This window comes from Halochromatium glycolicum (assembly GCF_016584085.1).
GTDB lineage: Bacteria > Pseudomonadota > Gammaproteobacteria > Chromatiales > Chromatiaceae > Lamprobacter > Lamprobacter glycolicus.
In genome coordinates this window covers 55643-74592 of record NZ_NRSJ01000014.1, presented here as the reverse complement: position 1 = coordinate 74592, position 18950 = coordinate 55643, and the positions used below count along the sequence as shown (strand labels likewise).

The window sequence follows — 18950 nt, the reverse complement described above, 5'->3', positions numbered from 1 at the left end:
ACCTGAGAACCTCAGGAAGGCCGCACCTTGCGCTTGTGCCCCGCCTTCTCTAGCTCCTCGAGATAGGTCTTCCAGAGCTCTGCTTGGTTCTGGCCGAGCTTGTAGAGATATTCCCAGGAGTAGATCCCGGTGTTGTGCTCATCGTCGAAGAAGAGGCAGACGGCATAGTTGCCGACCGGCTCGATCTTGTCGATGTTCACATCCTCCTTACCGACCTGCAGCACGCGCTGTCCAGGCCCATGCCCCTGGACCTCGGCAGAGGGCGAATAGACGCGCAGGAACTCGACCGGCAGGTTGAAGTGCGCACCATCATCGAAGGTGATCTCCAGCACGCGGGAACTGCGATGAAGATTGAACTCGGTTGGTGTCGGCATGAGGACTCCTTGTTGTGGATCTTGTCCGCGACTGCGGGTTGCACTCGATGATGGGGACGCAGCAGCCGATAGCGAAGGCGGCGCAAAACCCCAGTGCCCGAGAAGCCTTGCCTGTTATACCCAAAGCACGTCAATGCTCGGCACGGCAGAGCGGAGGGTCGGGTGACGGCGAGCGGGGGTGTCGACGGCATGGATGCCGTCGTCAAGCCTCCAGGGATGGATTGACGGCGTCCCCCGAGCGCCGTTACGCGACCCGGAGCGGTCGAGGAAAGCCGAAAATCGGTTTGCGATGGGTATAGAAACGGACCGCAGCTCACCCGGAGACATTGGAGCACGGTGCCCGTCAGAAGCCCTTTCGGGGGTAACAGCTCAGAGGATGTACTGCGACAGGTCCTCGTCGGCGGCGAGCTCACCGAGGTTCTGATCGACGTAATTGGCATCGATGGTGACGCTGACGCGGTCCATCTCGGTGGCATTGAAGGAGACGTCTTCGAGCAGCCGCTCCATGACCGTGTGCAGCCGGCGCGCGCCGATGTTCTCGGTGCGCTCGTTGACCTGATAGGCGATCTCGGCGATGCGCCGTATCCCGTCCTCAACGAAGTCGATGGTGACGCCTTCGGTCCCGAGCAGGGCCGCATACTGGTCAGTCAGCGACTCGTCGGGCTCGGTGAGGATGCGGATGAAATCGTCCGAGGTCAGCGCTTGGAGCTCGACCCGGATCGGCAGCCGGCCCTGCAGCTCGGGTACCAGGTCCGAAGGCTTCGCGAGATGGAAGGCACCGGAGGCGATGAACAGGATGTGATCGGTCTTGACCATCCCGTGCTTGGTCGAGACCGTGCTGCCCTCGACCAGCGGCAGCAGATCGCGCTGGACGCCTTCGCGCGAGACATCGGCGCCGCCGCTCTGCTCGGCGCGGCGGGTGACCTTGTCGATCTCGTCGAGGAAGACGATGCCGTTCTGCTCGACATTGGTCATCGCCTTGAGCTTCATCTCCTCCTCGTTGATGAGCTTGGCGGCCTCCTCGTCGAGCAGCACCTTGCGCGCCTCGCTGATCTTGAGCTTGCGCCGCTTGGAGCGGTTGGAGCCGAGGTTCTTGAACAGCCCTTGGAGCTGATTGGTCATATCCTCCATGCCGGGCGGGGCCATGATCTCGACCCCGAGCGGCGCCTGGCTGACCTCGATCTCGATCTCGCGGTCGTCTAGATCACCGGAACGCAGCTTCTGCCGGAACTTGTCCCGCGTCGCAGAGGAGGCACCTCCACCCCGGCTGTCCTCGTCGAAGTCCGATGGCGGCGGCAGCAGCGCATCGAGGATACGCTCCTCGGCCGCGCTCTCAGCACGCCCGCGATTCTGCTGCATCGCCTCCTCGCGCTCCATCTTGATCGCGATATCGGCCAGATCACGGATGATCGACTCGACATCGCGCCCGACATAGCCGACCTCGGTGAACTTGGTCGCTTCGACCTTGATAAAGGGGGCATTCGCCAAGCGTGCGAGCCGGCGGGCGATCTCGGTCTTACCAACACCGGTCGGACCGATCATCAGGATATTCTTCGGCGTGATCTCGGAGCGCATCGGCTCGGGGATCTGGGCCCGACGCCAGCGATTGCGCAGTGCGATCGCGACCGCCCGCTTGGCCTCATCCTGACCAACGATATGCTTGTCGAGCTCGGCGACGATTCGGCGCGGGGTGGTATCGGACATGGCAGCAGCGCTTTTCGTTGGGCGCGTCAGCAGCCTTGAGCCCGGTGACGCGCTGTGTGGATTCGGTGCATTGGACCAGGATGCCGCCAACCCGCTCGGGGCACCGGCAACGCCTGACCTCTACTCCTCGGCAAGCTCCTCGATCGCGAGGTTGCGGTTGGTGTAGACGCAGATATCGGCCGCAATCCCAAGCGAGCGCTCGACGATCTCGCGCGGCCCGAGATCGGTGCTCTCCAGCAGCGCCCGCGCGGCCGAGGCCGCGAACGAGCCGCCGGAGCCGATCGCCATCAGGTCATGCTCGGGCTCGAGCACGTCACCGGTGCCGGAGATGATCAGTGATGCCTCATGATCGGCCACGCACAGCATCGCTTCCAAGCGGCGCAGCATGCGATCGGTACGCCAATCCTTGGCCAGCTCGACGGCTGAGCGCGTCAGATGACCCTGATGGCGCTCGAGCTTCGCCTCGAAGCGCTCGAACAGGGTGAAGGCATCGGCCGTCGCCCCGGCGAAGCCGGCCAGGACCTGATCCTTGTACAGCCGGCGCACCTTCCGCGCATTGCCCTTGATAACGGTCTGGCCGAGCGAGACCTGACCATCACCGCCGATGACGACGTGACGCCCGCGGCGCACCGAAAGGATAGTGGTTCCGTGGAATTCCTGCATAGCGACAGCGCCTAGCGCGGTAGGTCGGAGCGTCCCATCAGCCATTCATCGACCGCCCGCGCGCATTGGCGTCCCTCTCGAATGGCCCAGACCACCAGGGATTGCCCACGTCGCATGTCGCCGGCGGCGAATACGCCCTCGACATTAGTGTAGTAGGCCTGCGGCCCCTCGGTGTTGCCCTTGACGTTGCCGCGCGGATCGAGCTCTAGCCCCTTGGCCTCGCGCAGCTCGTCGAGCATGCCCTCATGGACCGGATGCACGAAGCCCATCGCCAGCAGCACCAGGTCGGCCTTGAGCTGCCCCTCGGAGCCCTCGACCTCGGACATCTGCCAGCGCCCGTTCGCGTCCTTGTCCCAGCGCACCAGCACATAGTTCAACAGCGTCACATTGCCGTCGGCATCGGACTCGAATGACTTGGTGAGGACATTCCACATCCGTTCACAGCCCTCCTCTTGCGAGGTCGAGGTGCGCAGCTTGTTGGGCCAGTCGGGCCAGGTCAGCCCCTTGTCCTCCTTCTCCGGCGGCTTATCCAGCAGCTCGATCTGGATCACCGATTTGGCGCCGTGACGATTCGAGGTGCCGATGCAGTCGGAGCCGGTATCGCCGCCGCCGATCACGATCACATGCTTGTCGTTGGCGCTGATGAAGTCTTCATCCGGGACATAGACGCCCTGCACGCGCTTGGAGTTGGCGCGCAGAAAATCCATCGCGAAATGGATGCCGTTGTAGCTGCGCCCGGGCACATCGAGGTCGCGCGGCTTCTCGGAGCCACCGGAGAGCACGACCGCGTCATACTCGTCCATCAGCCTGGCGACCGGCAGATCGACACCGATGTGGCAATGGGTGTGGAACTCGACGCCCTCGGCGCGCATCTGGCTCATGCGCCGGTCGATCATCACCTTCGCGAGCTTGAAGTCCGGAATCCCGTAACGCAGCAGGCCGCCGATGCGGTCCTCCTTCTCGTACAGCGAGACGGTATGGCCGGCGCGGGCGAGCTGCTGGGCGCAGGCCAGACCGGCTGGCCCGGAGCCGACCACCGCGATGCGCTTGCCGGTGCGATGGGTCGGCACCTGCGGCTTGACCCAGCCCTGCTCCCAGGCCTTGTCGGCGATCGCGCGCTCGATCGCCTTGATCGCGACCGGGTTGTCGTCGATGTTCAGCGTGCAGCTCGCCTCGCAGGGGGCCGGACAGATGCGGCCGGTGAACTCCGGGAAGTTGTTGGTCGAGTGCAGCACCTCGATCGCGGCCTCCCAGTCCTGCTGATAGACCAGATCGTTCCAGTCCGGGATGATGTTGTTGACCGGACAGCCCTGATGGCAATACGGGATACCGCAATCCATGCAGCGCGCGCCCTGGATGCCGATCTCGGCATCACTCATGGGCTTGACGAACTCGTTGTAATGGACGATGCGGTCGGACGCCGGCTCATAGGCCAGCTCGACCCGCTCGTATTCCATGAATCCGGTTGGCTTACCCATGTTCGACAACCTCTCTGAGCTTGGACGGATGCGGCTTCGCGGGCTGCGGCGGGCGGCTCTTGGTCGCCTGCATCTGCGTCAGCGCTCGTTTGTAGTCGACCGGCATCACCTTCACGAACTGCTGCAGCATCGCCGGCCAATCGGCCAGGATGCGCTGGGCGACCTCGGAACGGGTGAAATGCAGGTGTCGTTCGATGAGCTGGCGCAGCCGCAGCGCGTCGAAGCGGGTCATATCATGGCTGACATCGACGAAGCCATGGGTCTCGAGGTCACCACCCTGGTGGTCCAGGGCCTCGAGCGCGGCGTCCTCGGCCGCGATCGGCTCGAGCTCGACCATCGCCTGATTGCAGTGCTCGGCGAAGGTGCCATCCGCGTCCAGCACATAGGCGATGCCGCCGGACATGCCGGCGGCGAAGTTGCGCCCTGTGGGGCCAAGGCAGACCATCACCCCGCCGGTCATGTACTCGCAGCCGTGATCGCCGACGCCCTCGACGACCGCGGTCACGCCTGAATTGCGGACGCAGAAGCGTTCGCCGGCAACACCGCGGAAATAGACCTCGCCGCTGATCGCCCCATAGAGCACCGTGTTGCCGACAATGATGTTGTCTTCGGCGCGCTCGATACTCGCATCGGCGGGCGGATAGATGATGATACGGCCGCCCGAGAGCCCTTTGCCAACGTAATCATTGGCCTCACCGGCGAGCTCGATGGTCACGCCGTGCGCGAGCCAAGCGCCGAACGACTGCCCGCCGATGCCGTGCGCCTTGATGTAGATGCTGTCGTCGGGAAGCCCCTTATAGCCGTAGCGCTCGGCGACCCGTCCGGACAGCAAGGCGCCGACGGTGCGGTTGAAGTTCTTGACCTCGGTCTCGATTCGCACGGGCTCACCGCGCTCCAAGGCCGGCTGCGCCTGCTCGATCAGCTGGTGATCCAACGCCTTGTCCAGACCATGGTCCTGCGGCTCGCAATTGTAGAGCGCCACCTCGGGACCAACCTGCGGCTTGGTCAGGATGCGTGAGAAATCGAGCCCCTTCGCCTTCCAGTGCTCAATCGCGTGGCGCATCTCGATGCGGTCCATCTGGCCGATCATCTCGTTCATGGTGCGGAAGCCAAGCTTGGCCATCAACTGCCGGATCTCTTCGGCGACGAAGAAGAAGTAGTTGACGACATGCTCGGGCTTGCCGGTGAACTTCTTGCGCAGCTCCGGGTCTTGTGTCGCCACCCCGACCGGGCAGGTATTCAGGTGGCACTTGCGCATCATGATGCAGCCCTCGACGATCAGCGGCGCGGTCGCGAAGCCGAACTCGTCGGCACCGAGCAGCGCGCCGATGACCACATCGCGGCCGGTGCGCATGCCGCCGTCGACCTGCACCGCGATGCGCCCGCGCAGCCGGTTCAGCACCAGGGTCTGATAGGTCTCGGCGAGACCGATCTCCCAGGGCGAGCCGGCATGCTTGATCGAGGTCAGCGGTGAAGCGCCGGTGCCGCCGTCGTAGCCGGCGATGGTCACATGATCGGCATGGGCCTTGGAGACGCCGGCGGCAACCGTGCCGACACCGACCTCGGAGACCAGTTTGACCGAGATGCGCGCGTTCGGATTCACGTTCTTCAGATCGTGGATCAGCTGTGCGAGGTCCTCGATCGAGTAGATATCGTGGTGCGGCGGTGGCGAGATCAAGCCAACACCCGGGGTCGAGTGGCGCACACGTGCGATCTGCGCATTGACCTTGTGGCCGGGCAGCTGACCGCCCTCGCCCGGCTTGGCGCCTTGGGCAACCTTGATCTGGATGTCATCGGCGTTGACCAGATACTCGGTGGTGACGCCGAAGCGACCCGAGGCGACCTGCTTGATCGCCGAGCGCTCCGGGTTCATCGAGCCATCGGCCAGCGGCAGGAAGCGTTCGGCCTCCTCACCGCCTTCGCCGGTGTTCGACTTGCCGCCGATCGCGTTCATCGCCCTGGCCAGCGTCGAGTGCGCCTCGTAGCTGATCGAGCCAAACGACATCGCACCGGTTGCGAACCGCTTCACGATCGCCGAAGCCGGTTCGACCTCGTCAAGCGGGATCGGCTCGTCGGCCCATTTCAGCTCCATCAGCCCACGGAAGGTCAGCAGCTTCTCGTTCTGCTCGTTGACCATCCGTGAATACTCGGCATAGGTGCTCGCATCGTTGGCGCGGGTCGCGTGCTGGAGCTTGGCGATGGTGTCGGGCGTCCACACATGATCCTCGCCACGCAGCCGGAAGGCGTAGTCGCCGCCGACGTCGAGATGGCGCCGCAGGATCTGCTCCTCGCCGTAACCGCGCGTATGCCAGAGGACGGCCTCGCGCGCGACCTCGGCCAGCCCGACCCCCTCGACCATGCTGGTGGTGCCGGTGAAGTACTTAGCGACGAACTCGCGGTTGAGCCCCACAGCGTCGAAGATCTGCGCACCGCAGTAGCTTTGGAAGGTGCTGATGCCCATCTTGGACATCACCTTCTTCAACCCCTTGCCGACGGCCTTGATGTAGCGACCCTGGGCCTCCTCGAAACTGAGCGTGCCCTGGCTGTCCGGCCGCAGCCGCGGCAGCAGCGACTGGATGGTATCGAACGCGAGATAGGGATTGATCGCCTCGGCGCCGTAGCCGGCCAGGGTCGCAAAGTGATGCACCTCGAGCGCACCACCGGTCTCGACCACCAGCCCAGAGCTGGTGCGCAGGCCGGTGCGGATCAGATGGTGATGCACCGCCGAGGTCGCCAGCAGCGCCGGGATCGGGATGAAATCGGCGTTGGTGTTGCGGTCCGACAGGATCAGGATGTTGTGACCCTCATGGACCGCGGCCTCGGCCTCCTGGCAGAGCCGTTCCAATGCCGGCGCCATCCCCTCCGCCCCCTCGGCGGCCGGGTAGACCATGTGCAGGTTCTTGGTGCGGAAGGCCCCGCCGGAGTTGTCCTGGATGTGGCGGATGCGCTCCAGGTCCTCGTTGGTCAGCACCGGCTGGTCGACCTCGAGCCGCCAGTGCTGGCCGGCCTCATTGAGGCCGAGCAGGTTCGGCCGTGGGCCGATCAGCGACACCAGCGACATCACCAGCTCCTCGCGGATCGGGTCGATGGCCGGATTGGTGACCTGGGCGAAGTTCTGCTTGAAGTAGGTCGACAGATGCTTGGAGCGCGACGAGAGCACCGATGGCGGGTTATCGGCGCCCATCGAGCCGACCGCCTCCTGGCCGCTGACGACCATCGGAGTCAGCAGAAACTTGACGTCCTCCTGCGTGTAGCCGAACGCCTGCTGGGCATCGAGGAGCACGCTCTCCTCGGGCGCCATCGGCGCGACGTCGGTCGGCAATGAGTCGAGGTGGATCTGGGTGCGGTCGAGCCACTCCTGATAGGGCTTGGCCTCAGCCAGCTCGGCCTTGACCTCGGCATCGTCGATGATGCGGCCCTGCTCGAGGTCGATCAGGAACATCCGGCCTGGCTGCAGCCGCCACTTCTTGACGATGCGCTCGTCGGGGATGTCGAGCACGCCCATCTCCGAGCCCATCACGACCAGGTCATCGTTGGTGACCAGGTAGCGCGCCGGGCGTAGGCCGTTGCGGTCCAGCGTGGCGCCGATCTGGCGGCCGTCGGTGAACGCGATCGCAGCGGGGCCGTCCCAGGGCTCCATCAAGGCCGCATGGAACTCATAGAAGGCGCGGCGCTTCTCATCCATCAAATGGTTGCCGGACCAGGCCTCGGGGATCAGCAGCATCATCGCCTGTGCCAGCGAATAACCGCCCATCACCAGCAGCTCGAGCGCATTGTCGAAGCAGGCCGAGTCGGATTGACCCTCGGGGATCAGTGGCCAGATCGTGTCCAGATCGTCGCCGAGGACCTCGGAGCGCATCGTATGGCGCCGGGCGGCCATCCAGTTGACATTGCCGCGCAAGGTGTTGATCTCGCCGTTATGGCAGATCATCCGGAACGGCTGCGCAAGGTCCCAGGTCGGGAAGGTGTTGGTCGAGAAGCGCTGATGCACCAGCGCCAGGGCCGACTCGAAGCGCTCGTCTTGGAGGTCCAGGTAGTAGCTGCCGACCTGACTGGCGAGCAGCATGCCCTTGTAGTTGATCGTGCGCGACGACATCGAGGAGACGTAGTACGCCGTCTTGTCGTAGCCATGGGCACGGATCGCGTTGTCCATCCGCTTGCGCACGACGAACAGCTTGCGCTCGAACGCATCTTGATCGGGGCAATTCTCACCACAGCCGATGAAGACCTGGCGTACGACCGGCTCGGTCGGCAGGACACTCTCGCCGAGCTCTCTGTTGTCGACCGGGACATCGCGCCAGCCGAGGACCGACTGCCCGCCTTCAGTGAGATGCCGCTCGACCGTTGCCTGCATCTCGGCGCGCGCGGACTCGTCCTGAGGCAGGAAGACCATGCCGACGCCGTAGTGGCCGAGCGCGGGCAGTTCGAAATCGACCACCGCCCGGAAGAAGGCGTCCGGCATCTGGACCAGGATACCGGCACCATCGCCGGCCTTCGGGTCGGCGCCGACTGCGCCCCGGTGCGTGAGCCGCTCCAGGATCTCGAGTCCCTGCTCGATGATGCGGTGGCTCTTTTGGTTCTTGATGTGGCAAACGAAGCCGACACCACAGGAATCGCGCTCGTGAGCGGGATCGTACAGGCCCTGAGCAACTGGATAGGCGTGAAGGTTCATCAGAGGACCTCCCTAAACCGGGTCTTTCGCGGTCGAAAATGACGTCCCCTCAGTGCCCAAGGCATCGGGGAAGTTCCGGTTTGGCTTAAACAATGATTAGACGCCTGGCCGAGGCGCATCGGGCCGCAGAGGCAGCCGACCGCCGACAAGAGGGTCGTACCTGGCCCGAGCTGGGCAGGGTTCCGCGACAGGCTTGACCAAGCGCAGCAGATAGCGAACAGCGAATCATACTGAGGAAGCAGCCACTATGCCATGCCTTTGGCACCAAGGAGGCTCACCAAGTTCGGCCGTGCTGCCATCGCAGCCGCTCCAAGGCGGTGCACAGCGGTCCGTAAAGGGGCCAGCGCAGTGCAGCCCCGGGCACACGGCAACCGCTGTTGGAGAAATCGTGACGCGGTCCTTGGCCAGTCGGTTAGAGAGCGTCCGCTGGCGCCGATTGAATGCTCGCACGCAACAGGTCCGCGTCGACATCGCTGGTCAGCACCGCCTCGCCGATGCCGCGCAGCAGCACCAATCGCAGCTGCCCATCCTGGACCTTTTTATCGACTGCCATCAGCTCGAGCCAGCGCTCGGGCGCGAGATCGGCCGGTGGCACCAGCGGCAACCCACAGCGGCTCACCAGACGGCGTACGCGGCTGACCGCCTCTTCATCGAGCCAACCGAGCCGTCGCGAGAGCCGCGCCGCCATCACCAAGCCGACCCCGACCGCTTCACCGTGCAGCCACTCACCGTAACCGGCGCCCGCCTCGATCGCATGGCCGAAGGTATGCCCGAGGTTCAACAACGCGCGCTGTCCGGCCTCGCGCTCATCGGCAGCGACGACCTGCGCCTTGTTCCGGCAGGAGCGGGCGATGGCCGTGGCCAGTGCTGCAGGCTCAAGCGCCCGCAACGACTCGGCCTGCTCCTCGAGCCAGTCAAAGAAAGGCCGATCCGCGATCAGCCCGTACTTGATCACCTCTGCCAGCCCGGCCGAGAGCTCCCGCCCGGGAAGCGTGGCGAGTGTGTCGGTATCGGCGATCACCGCACGCGGCTGATGGAAGGCGCCGATCATATTCTTACCGGCCGGATGGTTGACCCCGGTCTTGCCCCCGACCGACGAATCGACCTGTGCCAGCAACGTTGTCGGGACCTGGATGAAGGGCACGCCGCGCTGGTAGCAGGCTGCCGCAAAACCTGCCATATCACCGACCACACCGCCGCCAAGCGCAACCAGGGTGGTGTCGCGACCAAAGTGCTGCTCCAGCAGTGCATCGAAGATCCGGTTGAGGGTCGCCAGGTCCTTGTGTTGCTCGCCGTCAGGCAGGATCACCTCCGCGGTCTCGAAATCAGCCAGTCCCTGTCGAACCGCTTCCAGATAGAGCGGGGCGACCGTCTCGTTGGATACGATCATCACCCGCCGACCGATCACGAACGGGCGATACTGCTCGGGGTCTGTCAGAAGCCCGCGGCCGATGACGATCGGATAGGCACGCTCGCCAAGCTCGACATCGAGCCGATGCTGAGCGCTCGCAGGGTTGGTAACCGGCCCGAGATCGGTCATTCTAGAGCTCTTCACTCTCGAGGCGACGGCGGATCTCCTTGACCACCGATGCCGTTCCGCGCCGCTCCGTCGAGACGACCATGTCCGCAACCTGGCGATAGATCGGCTCGCGCTCGGCCATCAGATCGCGCAAGCGCTGCTGCGGGTCCTCGGTATCGATCAACGGCCGGCTCCGGTCGCGGGCAGTGCGCGCGAATTGCTGCTCCGGGCTGCAATGCAGGTAGATCACGAAGCCGCGGGCGGCCAGCTGCTGTCGGTTCTCCGGCGTGAGCACGACGCCCCCACCGGTCGCGAGCACGATGCCGTCCTCCTGCGCCAGTTCCTCGACGACGTTACGCTCCCGCTTGCGGAAGCCCTCTTCGCCCTCGAATTCGAAGATGGTCGGGATATCGACGCCGGTTCGGCGCTGGATCTCCTGATCGCTGTCGCGGAACTCGTAGCCCAGCGCCTCAGCGAGCTGGCGGCCGACGGTGCTCTTGCCGGCGCCCATCGGGCCGACGAGGAAGATGTTCGGTGGTCTGATCATAACGTTAGGTATGCCAGATTTGCCCGTTGCGGGCAAGGCGCACAAGATACCGAGCGCCGATTAAGACGCCCCTTTGCGAATGTGGGATCAGCGTACAGCGAGATCCGATTTCAGAATCTTCGGAGTGACAAAGATCAATAGCTCTTGATTCGACTCCAAGCGCGAGGTCGACTTAAAAAGTCTCCCGACCACAGGAAGATCGCCCAACCAAGGCACTTTTTCAACTGAAAAATCCTTTTGCCCCTCGAACACCCCACCAAGAACGATCGTCTCCCCGTTATCCACCAGCACCGATGTCTCGACGGCCCGCCGATTCCGTAACGGGTTGCCGTCGACGGTAAAGGTAAAATCAGCCTCGTCCTTGTTGACCTTCAAATCCATAATCACCCGCCCATCAGGGGTAATATGAGGCGTCACATCAAGCTTCAATGTTGCGGGCTCATAGCGAACGCTCGCCGGCTGCTCGGCCGTAGCGGGGGTCACGACGGGGATATCCTGCCCGACCTCGATCACGGCTGGCGTCTGATCTGCTGTCACGACACGCGGACTCGAGATGATCTCACCTCTTCCCTCCCGCTGCATCGCAGACAACTCCAATGTGATCAAGTGAGAGCCCACCTTGCCAAGCAAGAAATTCACCGCACCAGCAGGATCGGGTGCTGGAAGATTCACCCAGAGGTTTGGCGCACCAGCATCGTTTCTAATCTCGTTACCGGCACCCCTTTGCAACGGCACATTGAATCGTCCGCCTTGGGAATCCCCGCCAAACTCGCCAATGTCAAAAAACCCATAGGGACCAAGGCCAACACCATCATTGATCTCACCGCCACCGACAAGCAGCTCATTGTCTCCAGACCGTCCTACTGACCCACTAACGCCGAAGCGGACACCCAAATCTCGGGCAAAGTTATTATTCGCAATCACAACCCGAGACTCAATCAGCACTTGCCGCACAGGCACATCCAGCTTGGCAATAAGCTCGCGTATCGCCATCAGTCTTTCAACTGTTTCATTAACTATGATGGCATTCGTTCGTTCGTCGAAAGCAACCGAACCGCGAGCAGACAACATGGGAGCTTGCCGTTCGCCAGCCAATAGCTGGAGTGGACCACCATCTCCAAGTTGGGTAATTTCACTGGCCTCGTCTCGGTATCCCTTCAAGATCTCAGCAATATCTTCTGCCTTTGCATAGTTAATCTGGATAAACTCAGTGCGCAGTGGCGCTAGCTCCTGAATCTTCTGCCGCGACTCGAGCTGAAGCCGCTCCCTCCCAGCCAGCTCTTCAGCCGGCGCGACCATGATCACATTCCCGGTGCGGCGCATCGCCAGCCCTTTGGTCTTCAGGATGATGTCGAGCGCCTGATCCCAGGGCACATTCTTGAGTCGCAGCGTAATACCGCCCTGTACCGTATCGCTTGCAACCAGGTTCAGGCCGGTGAAATCAGCGATCATCTGCAGCACCGCTCGGACCTCGATGTCCTGAAAGTTCAGCGAGAGTCGGTCCCCGGAGAAGACAATCTTCTCGCGCTCGAGCTGTTCCTTTTTGGCCGGCGTGAGCGCACGGAATTCGATCGTGAACAGATTACCGGTCTGATAGGCGAGATAATCGAACTCAGCGGCTGTCTGGATATCGACCCTGACATCATCACCCTCGGGCCGCGACTCGACAGCGACGACTGGCGTGCCGAAATCGACCACATCGAGACGCCGAAGCAGGCGCTGCGGCAACCGCGTGTCGGCGATCCCGACCACGACATCGCGCCCCTCCTCTGCGACATTGACGCGGGTATCAGACGACGGCAAGTTGATGATCACACGCCCCTCACCTTCCGAGCCACGGCGAAAATCGATATCCTTGAGGGCACCACCGCGCACCCTTGTTACCGCTTGAGCAGTGCGTTCTGACCCCAAGAGCGCGCGCGATCGTGACGGTGCCGTCCTCGGGCCAGGATTCAATGCGACGCTGACCTGGTTGCCGCGGGTCTCGAGGGAATAGGGAACGCTCTGATTCAGATTGATGACCACCCGGGTTCGATCGCTCGCCTCGATCGCGACGAGGCTCTGCGCTGGACCAACCCCGATCGGGATCGGCTTGCGCCCCAGACGGCTGGTCGCATTCGGGAAGTCAATGGCGATTCGGGCTGGATTCTCGGTCGCGAAATCGCTTGGTCTTGCTGGCGCGTCCGAAAAACCGAGCTTGATCTCGACCTGGTTGCCCGGCAGCGATACGAAATCGACATCCTCCAGGCTTGCCGCAAAGACCGCTGACGCAAAAGGCGCCGTGAGGCTCATCAAGACCAGCAAACGAAGGAGCTTCGAGCAAAGGCGACTACGCGATAAGGCGGGCCATGAGCATTGTCGGATCATCAGCATTGCCCCTAGTCTTTGAGTGCCATCGATGCCTGGCGTTGCTGCCACTGACCGGGTTGCTCCTCGACCAGCTCGGTCAGCTCGAGCTGGTCGGGCTTGATCTTGACGATCTCTCCGTTGTTGCGGCCGAGAAAATTGCCAACCTGCACCCGATGCAGTCGCCCGTCGGGCGTCGTGATCAACGCCCAGCGTCTCTGATCCTGCTCGAGCGTACCGACCATCCGGAGCGCATCAAGGGAATAGGCCTCTAAAGGCTCCTTGCGCCGCGTCGGGTCCGGAGCCAGCCCGTTCAGGCCCTGCTGCGCGACCTCGGCTGACTGATCATCCATCGTAAACGGATCGCGGCGCTCGTCCGGATCGTAGACGTAGGTCGTCACCGGCGGGATCTCGGGAACGGGCTCGATCGGTCCCGGCTCCCGCGCCTTGATGCGCGTGGCATAGGTCTCGAGCTGCGCCAGATCGGGGTCGGCGCAGGAGGTCAGCAGCCAGGATAGCGCTGCGAGGACCGTCCAGATCGGCAGGAGGCCCGGCCGTTCAGGCATCATGGCGCCAGATCATCAAGATAACGGTAGGTCTTCACGATCGCGCCGAGTGTCATCGCTGTGCCCTGGGCGCTTGCGTCTCCGGGGTCATCGCCCCGACTGATCTCGATATCATGAACGGTGACGATGCGAGGCAGGGCGGCAAGTCCGCTGATGAAGCGCGCGAACTCATGATATCGGCCGGTGACGCGAACCCGGATCGGGAGCTCGGCATAGAAGTCCCGCGTGATCTCGGCGGCCGGCTCGAAGCGCTCGAACTCGAGACCGGCGGCCAAGCCCGTCTGCGAGACATCGACCAACAGCGACGCCACCTCGGTCTGGTCGGGAAGCTGGCGTAGCATCGCCCCGAACGACTCCTCCATCATTGCCAACTGACGACGGTATGCCTCGAGATTGGCCGCCTGATGCTGCTTTCGCTCGAAGCCCTGCCGCAGCTCCTGTTCCTTCTGCTCCGCACGCTCGAGCTGCTCGATCTGGCCGCTGGTGACGAAGTGATACCAGCCAAAGCCGACGAGGCCGCAGAGCAGCGCGATGACCACGGCTTTGGCGGCGGCGGGCCAGTCGCCGATCTCGTTCAGATCCAGCTCATTGAGGTCCATTCAGTCGCCCCTGAAACGCTGCTGCGGTCGAGAACAGCATGCCACCACCAGCCTAATCCACCGCTGCCTGCATCGTTTCATCGCCGGAACCGGGTCGCCGCTGCTTGAAGCCCAACCGAAAATGACTGAATCCGGTGCCGGTCTCGTCCTTGTTCTCGATCAGCACCAGTTGGGAGCCGCCGACCCAATCCGACGCATCGATATTGCGCATCAACGCCGAGACGCGCGCGTTGGATTGCGCGCGTCCTTCGATGGTGAGCTGCTCTCCCTCTTGTCGCAGGCTGGTCAGGAACACGCCAGCCGGTACCGCATCGACCAGCTCGTCGACCAGATGGACGATCTCGGGACGGCTTTCCTGCAGCCGCTGAATGACATCCATCCGTGCCAGCAGATCCGCCTTCCTTTGCTCGAGCTGATTGATCTCGCGGATGCGTCGATTCAAGACCGCGATCTGTCCCTCGAGAAAGCTGTTGCGAGCATTCTGGGCGGCAAGCATCGCATCGAACTGGACCTTGAGCGCGAACCCGGACAGCAGCACCATCGCCACCGAGATCACCGCGATCATGCCAAGGTCGCGCTGGCGCCGCCGTCGCGCAGCCTCGCGCCAGGGGAGCAGATTGATCCGGGCCATCTAGCGGAACCGCCGCATCGCCAGCCCAACCGCGACCAGCAGTGCGCCGCGACCATGCGTGATCAGGCCCGAGTCCAGATTTGGTGCCAACGACATCTCGCCGAGCGGGTCCGCGATCCTCGCCGGAGCCCCAAGATGCTCAGCGAGCACCTGAGCGAGGCCGGGAACTGCGCTGACCCCGCCCGTGACCAGCAGCGCATCAACCTGATTGAATGGCGAATTGGAGTAGAAAAACTGCAGCGCGCGCGCGAGCTGCCTTGCTAGGGTCTCCTGAAACGGCTCCAGCACCTCGCTCAGGATCTCGGGCCGAAGCGGCGTCTCACGCAACAACGCCAAGGCCCCCTCGACGGTGCCGTCCGAGCGTCGCTGCACCTCTTCCAGCAACTGTTGACCACCGAAGCTCTGCTCGCGAGCATAGATGTTCTGACCATTGTGGAGCACATGCAGGGTCGTGGTGCTCGCGCCGACGTCAGCGACAGCGACGAGCGCCTCTTCGGGTCCACGCGAGCCGGCCAGGAGACCGCAGGCGTTCTCGATGGCGTTGGACTCGATGTCGACAATCTCGGCCCCCATTCCGGCGAGTTCGAGGGCGGCAACGCGGTCGTCCACGTTCTCCTGGCGCGAGGCCGCTAGTAGGACATCGACCATGCCCTCGGAGCCCTTGGTCGGTCCGAGCACATCGAAATCGAGGTTGACCTCCTCCAGGGGATAAGGGACATACTGATCGGCCTCGAGCTGGATCTGGGCCTCCATCTCGGCATCGGAAAGGTCGCCATTCAACGACAGCACCTTGGTGATCACGGCAGAACCGGCGACGGCAACGGCCGCCCGCCGGGTCTTGGTTCCGGCGCGTCCCAGCGCGGCGCCAACGGCCTCGCCCACCTTCTGGACATCGGCGATCTTCTTCTCGAGCACCGCGCCAGCCGGCAGCGGCTCGAGTCCGAGGGACTCGACACGGAACGCCTCACCAGCGCGTGCGGCGCCCAGCTCGACCAGCTTCACGGCTGTCGAGCCGATATCGACGCCAACCAGTGGCCGATGTTTTAGGCCGAGTCGGAACATGCTGCAGCAGCCCTCGAGCAGGGCCGGAGCCCGCTTCTCAGAAATCCTGCACGATCTAAAGACTATATCAGATGGTCTTGAACCTGCCTCCCGCAGCCTAACACTCATAGCCGGTATGCCAAGACGAAACGGGACACGGGTCACAGGGCGCTCGCGTGTGTCGCGCGAAGCAGCGGATCGACAAAGGGCGGGGGCCAAGCCCTCCAGTCGCGGCGCTTGCGCGAGCCAGCGGCGCCAGCTCGCCTACGAATCCGCCCGCATCATGCGCGAGCAAGGGCTGATCGAACCGGACCGTGCGCGACGCAAGGCAGCGCAGCGGCTCGGCATCGATAACAAGCGTTGCTGGCCCGACAATGCCGAGATCCAAGAGGCGCTCGAGAGCGAGTATCGGTTGTTTGAGCCCGAGGCGCAGCAGCATGTCACCACCAGGCTGCGCGAACAGGCGCTGGCCGCGATGAAGACCTTCGCCGACTTCGATCCGCGCCTGGTGGGGCAATCCCTGAGCGGCACTGCGTCGCTCGAGCAAGGGGTTCGCGTCCATCTCTTCGCCGACGATCCCCGCGAGATCGTCTTCCGCCTGATCGACAAGGGCATCCCCTGGCAAGAAGGCGACGCACAACAGCGCTACGCCGACGGCACGCGCCAGGCCCACCCGAGCTTCGCCTTCATGGCAGGTGAGGTGCCGATCGAGCTCGTCGTGCTGCCGGCGCGAGACCGGCAGAACCCGCCGTTGGGCGCGATCTCGGAGCGGCCCGAGCGCGGGCTGAACACCCGCGCGGTCGAGCAGCTACTCGCAGATGAGGGGCATTAAGGTCGATGTGACGGAGAAGTCCCACGAGATAAAGCGTAGAGCTCGGCAGCAAAGACCTCGATGCTGCGCCTCTTCGCCGGGTTGCGGCCGTTCGGGAGCGGCCTCAAAGCGACGCCGATACCGGCCAAGCCGCACCGCGTCAGACCCGTTAGGCGATTGCCAGAAAAGCTCGTACCGAATTGCGCAGGATTTTCGTTTGCCTTCGAGGAGCGTCGCCGGGAGCATAGCCGGGCTATGTGACCGGCGGCGCGACGAAGAAGGCGAGCGAAAAGACCAGCAAGGCGGTATGAGCTTTGACAGAAATCGCCTTAGGTCTCCCTTGACCAGTGCGTGCTCAGCGCTTGGAGATCGGAACGTAATCGCGCACCTCGGGTCCGTGATAGATCTGACGCGGCCGGCCGATCCGATTGGCCGGATCGCTCATCATCTCCATCCAGTGTGAGACCCAGCCGACCGTGCGCGCAACCGCGAACATCACCGTGAACATATTGCGGGGGATGCCGAGGGCGCGATAGATGATACCGGAGTAGAAGTCGACGTTCGGATACAGCTTGCGCTCGACGAAGTACTCATCGTTGAGCGCGATCTCCTCGAGCTTCACCGCCAGCTCGAGCAGCGGGCTGTCGGCCGCCCCGGGGAACTCGTCGAGCACCTGGTGGCAGACCTCGCGGATGATCTTGGCGCGCGGGTCATAGTTCTTGTAGACCCGATGCCCGAAGCCCATCAGCCGGAAGGGATCATCCTTGTCCTTGGCCTTGTCGACATAGGTGGAGACGTTCTTGACGTCGCCGATCTGCTGCAGCATATCGAGCACGGCCTCGTTGGCGCCCCCGTGCGCCGGCCCCCAGAGCGATGCGATACCGGCAGCGATACAGGCGAACGGATTGGCCCCCGAGCTGCCGGCCAGTCGCACGGTCGACGTGCTGGCGTTCTGCTCGTGATCGGCATGGAGGATGAACAGAAGATTCAGTGCCTTCTCGGCGAGCAGATCGGGCTCGTAATCGGCGCAGGGGGTCGCGAACATCATGTGCAGGAAGTTCGCGCCGTAGCGCAGATCGTTGCGCGGATACATGATCGGCTCGCCGACGAAGTGCTTGTAGGCGGCCGCCGCAATGGTGGGCATCTTGGCGATCAGCCGATGCGCCGAGACCTCGCGGTAGCGCGGATCATGGACATCAATCGATTCGTGATAGAACGCGGACAGCGAGCCGACCACACCACAGAGCATCGCCATCGGATGCGCATCGTAATGGAAACCGCTCAAGAACCGTTTGAGGTTCTCATTGAGCATCGTGTGCTGGGTGATCAGACGCTCGAAGTCGATCAGCTCCTCCTCCGTCGGCAGCTCACCATAGAGCAGCAGATAGGCGACCTCGAGGAAACTGGCCTTGGTCGCGAGCTGCTCGATCGGATAGCCCCGATAGAGCAGCACACCCTTCTCACCATCGATGTAGGTGATGGCGCTGTGGCAGCTCGCCGTCGCCATGAAGCCAGGGTCATAGGTGAAGAAGCCGGCATCCCGGTAGAGCGAGGAGATGTCCAGCGCACCGGGTCCCATGGTGCCTGTCTTGAGCGGGTAGTCGAAGCTTTCACCGGCCGCGTTATCGGTAATGGTGATGATCTTGTCGGCCATAGAGGTCTCTCCCGTCTGTCACTCACCGCTCCAGCCCGACTCCGCAGCAGCGGTCTCAGCGCAGGGCGGCAATTCAGCCTGATGATCGAAGGTCGTCGAGCCTAGGGATGGAGGTCAAACAACCGCCGACCGGCAACGACGCGCGACCGAGCATGAATCGGCTCTGACCGGTCGCGCACAACCTGAGGGCAGCAATGCAACGAGATGGTGCATATCGGGTCGCGAGGGGGAATGATCCGAGTATCAGCGACCGAGGCGAGAGCAACCATAACTGGATACCTGCCTCAGACGAGACGGATTCTACTAGAGGCCATCGGTGCGTCCCTGCACTCACGCCAGAACCTC

Annotated in this window: 14 protein-coding genes; 1 reads left to right on the top strand and 13 read right to left on the bottom strand. The window is 63.4% G+C overall.

Annotated features, from left to right (window positions below; genetic code table 11):
* Window positions 1-11: 11 nt before the first annotated feature.
* From CKO40_RS09720 to pilM, 12 genes are all read right to left on the bottom strand, one after another.
* Entirely contained in the window at window positions 12-374 is a 363-nt protein-coding gene (locus CKO40_RS09720; protein WP_200346007.1) for a gamma-butyrobetaine hydroxylase family protein, read from the bottom strand.
* A 369-nt stretch (window positions 375-743) separates the two neighbouring features.
* Entirely contained in the window at window positions 744-2078 is a 1335-nt protein-coding gene (gene hslU, locus CKO40_RS09715; protein ID WP_200346006.1) for an ATP-dependent protease ATPase subunit HslU, read from the bottom strand.
* Between the two features lie 120 nt (window positions 2079-2198).
* Window positions 2199-2741, bottom strand: a complete 543-nt coding sequence (gene hslV / locus CKO40_RS09710; protein WP_200346005.1) for an ATP-dependent protease subunit HslV — start codon at window positions 2739-2741, stop codon at window positions 2199-2201.
* 11 nt (window positions 2742-2752) lie between these two features.
* Window positions 2753-4219, bottom strand: coding sequence for a glutamate synthase subunit beta (locus tag CKO40_RS09705; RefSeq protein ID WP_200346004.1), 1467 nt, complete (start codon window positions 4217-4219; stop codon window positions 2753-2755).
* The gene (gene gltB, locus CKO40_RS09700) at window positions 4212-8891 is read right to left on the bottom strand and encodes a glutamate synthase large subunit (protein WP_200346003.1); all 4680 of its coding nucleotides are present in this window, start codon (window positions 8889-8891) and stop codon (window positions 4212-4214) included. The genes CKO40_RS09705 and gltB overlap by 8 nt, the downstream gene beginning before the upstream one ends.
* Before the next feature lie 412 nt (window positions 8892-9303).
* Window positions 9304-10431: a 3-dehydroquinate synthase gene (gene aroB / locus CKO40_RS09695; RefSeq protein ID WP_200346002.1), complete on the bottom strand. Its 1128-nt coding sequence runs from the start codon at window positions 10429-10431 to the stop codon at window positions 9304-9306.
* Between the two features lies 1 nt (window position 10432).
* Window positions 10433-10957 (bottom strand): shikimate kinase AroK, encoded by a 525-nt coding sequence (aroK, locus tag CKO40_RS09690; RefSeq protein ID WP_200346001.1) that lies wholly within the window; start codon window positions 10955-10957, stop codon window positions 10433-10435.
* Window positions 10958-11044: 87 nt separating this feature from the next.
* Complete coding sequence (locus CKO40_RS09685) at window positions 11045-13249, bottom strand: type IV pilus secretin PilQ (protein WP_242476944.1); 2205 nt, start codon at window positions 13247-13249, stop codon at window positions 11045-11047.
* A gap of 86 nt (window positions 13250-13335) precedes the next feature.
* A complete protein-coding gene (locus CKO40_RS09680) occupies window positions 13336-13872 on the bottom strand; it encodes a pilus assembly protein PilP (protein WP_242476943.1) in 537 nt (178 codons plus the stop codon).
* The gene (locus CKO40_RS09675) at window positions 13869-14468 is read right to left on the bottom strand and encodes a type IV pilus inner membrane component PilO (protein ID WP_200346000.1); all 600 of its coding nucleotides are present in this window, start codon (window positions 14466-14468) and stop codon (window positions 13869-13871) included. The genes CKO40_RS09680 and CKO40_RS09675 overlap by 4 nt, the downstream gene beginning before the upstream one ends.
* Before the next feature lie 52 nt (window positions 14469-14520).
* On the bottom strand, window positions 14521-15099 hold the full coding sequence (locus tag CKO40_RS09670; RefSeq protein WP_200345999.1) for a PilN domain-containing protein: 579 nt from the start codon (window positions 15097-15099) through the stop codon (window positions 14521-14523).
* Window positions 15100-16161 carry a type IV pilus assembly protein PilM gene (gene pilM, locus CKO40_RS09665; RefSeq protein WP_200345998.1) on the bottom strand — a complete coding sequence of 354 codons (1062 nt, stop codon included), beginning with the start codon at window positions 16159-16161 and terminating at the stop codon, window positions 15100-15102. It abuts the gene before it with no gap.
* 262 nt (window positions 16162-16423) lie between these two features.
* On the opposite strand from pilM, the gene CKO40_RS09660 reads away from it, so the two are divergent.
* Window positions 16424-16972 (top strand): hypothetical protein, encoded by a 549-nt coding sequence (locus CKO40_RS09660; protein ID WP_207173537.1) that lies wholly within the window; start codon window positions 16424-16426, stop codon window positions 16970-16972.
* Between the two features lie 334 nt (window positions 16973-17306).
* On the opposite strand, the gene CKO40_RS09655 is transcribed toward CKO40_RS09660, so the two are convergent.
* Window positions 17307-18605: a citrate synthase gene (locus tag CKO40_RS09655; RefSeq protein ID WP_200345997.1), complete on the bottom strand. Its 1299-nt coding sequence runs from the start codon at window positions 18603-18605 to the stop codon at window positions 17307-17309.
* Between the last annotated feature and the right edge of the window lie 345 nt (window positions 18606-18950).

Excerpts from the sequence above, each read along its gene's own strand:
- CKO40_RS09720 (WP_200346007.1), bottom strand. The coding sequence starts at position 374 with ATGCCGACACCAACCGAGTTCAATCTTCATCGCAGTTCCCGCGTGCTG.
- CKO40_RS09655 (WP_200345997.1), bottom strand. The coding sequence starts at position 18,605 with ATGGCCGACAAGATCATCACCATTACCGATAACGCGGCCGGTGAAAGC.
- CKO40_RS09660 (WP_207173537.1), top strand. The coding sequence starts at position 16,424 with ATGCGCGAGCAAGGGCTGATCGAACCGGACCGTGCGCGACGCAAGGCA.
- CKO40_RS09670 (WP_200345999.1), bottom strand. The coding sequence starts at position 15,099 with ATGGCCCGGATCAATCTGCTCCCCTGGCGCGAGGCTGCGCGACGGCGG.
- hslU (WP_200346006.1), bottom strand. The coding sequence starts at position 2,078 with ATGTCCGATACCACCCCGCGCCGAATCGTCGCCGAGCTCGACAAGCAT.
- aroK (WP_200346001.1), bottom strand. The coding sequence starts at position 10,957 with ATGATCAGACCACCGAACATCTTCCTCGTCGGCCCGATGGGCGCCGGC.
- pilM (WP_200345998.1), bottom strand. The coding sequence starts at position 16,161 with ATGTTCCGACTCGGCCTAAAACATCGGCCACTGGTTGGCGTCGATATC.
- aroB (WP_200346002.1), bottom strand. The coding sequence starts at position 10,431 with ATGACCGATCTCGGGCCGGTTACCAACCCTGCGAGCGCTCAGCATCGG.
- CKO40_RS09680 (WP_242476943.1), bottom strand. The coding sequence starts at position 13,872 with ATGATGCCTGAACGGCCGGGCCTCCTGCCGATCTGGACGGTCCTCGCA.
- gltB (WP_200346003.1), bottom strand. The coding sequence starts at position 8,891 with ATGAACCTTCACGCCTATCCAGTTGCTCAGGGCCTGTACGATCCCGCT.
- hslV (WP_200346005.1), bottom strand. The coding sequence starts at position 2,741 with ATGCAGGAATTCCACGGAACCACTATCCTTTCGGTGCGCCGCGGGCGT.
- CKO40_RS09705 (WP_200346004.1), bottom strand. The coding sequence starts at position 4,219 with ATGGGTAAGCCAACCGGATTCATGGAATACGAGCGGGTCGAGCTGGCC.
- CKO40_RS09685 (WP_242476944.1), bottom strand. The coding sequence starts at position 13,249 with ATGAGCCTCACGGCGCCTTTTGCGTCAGCGGTCTTTGCGGCAAGCCTG.
- CKO40_RS09675 (WP_200346000.1), bottom strand. The coding sequence starts at position 14,468 with ATGGACCTCAATGAGCTGGATCTGAACGAGATCGGCGACTGGCCCGCC.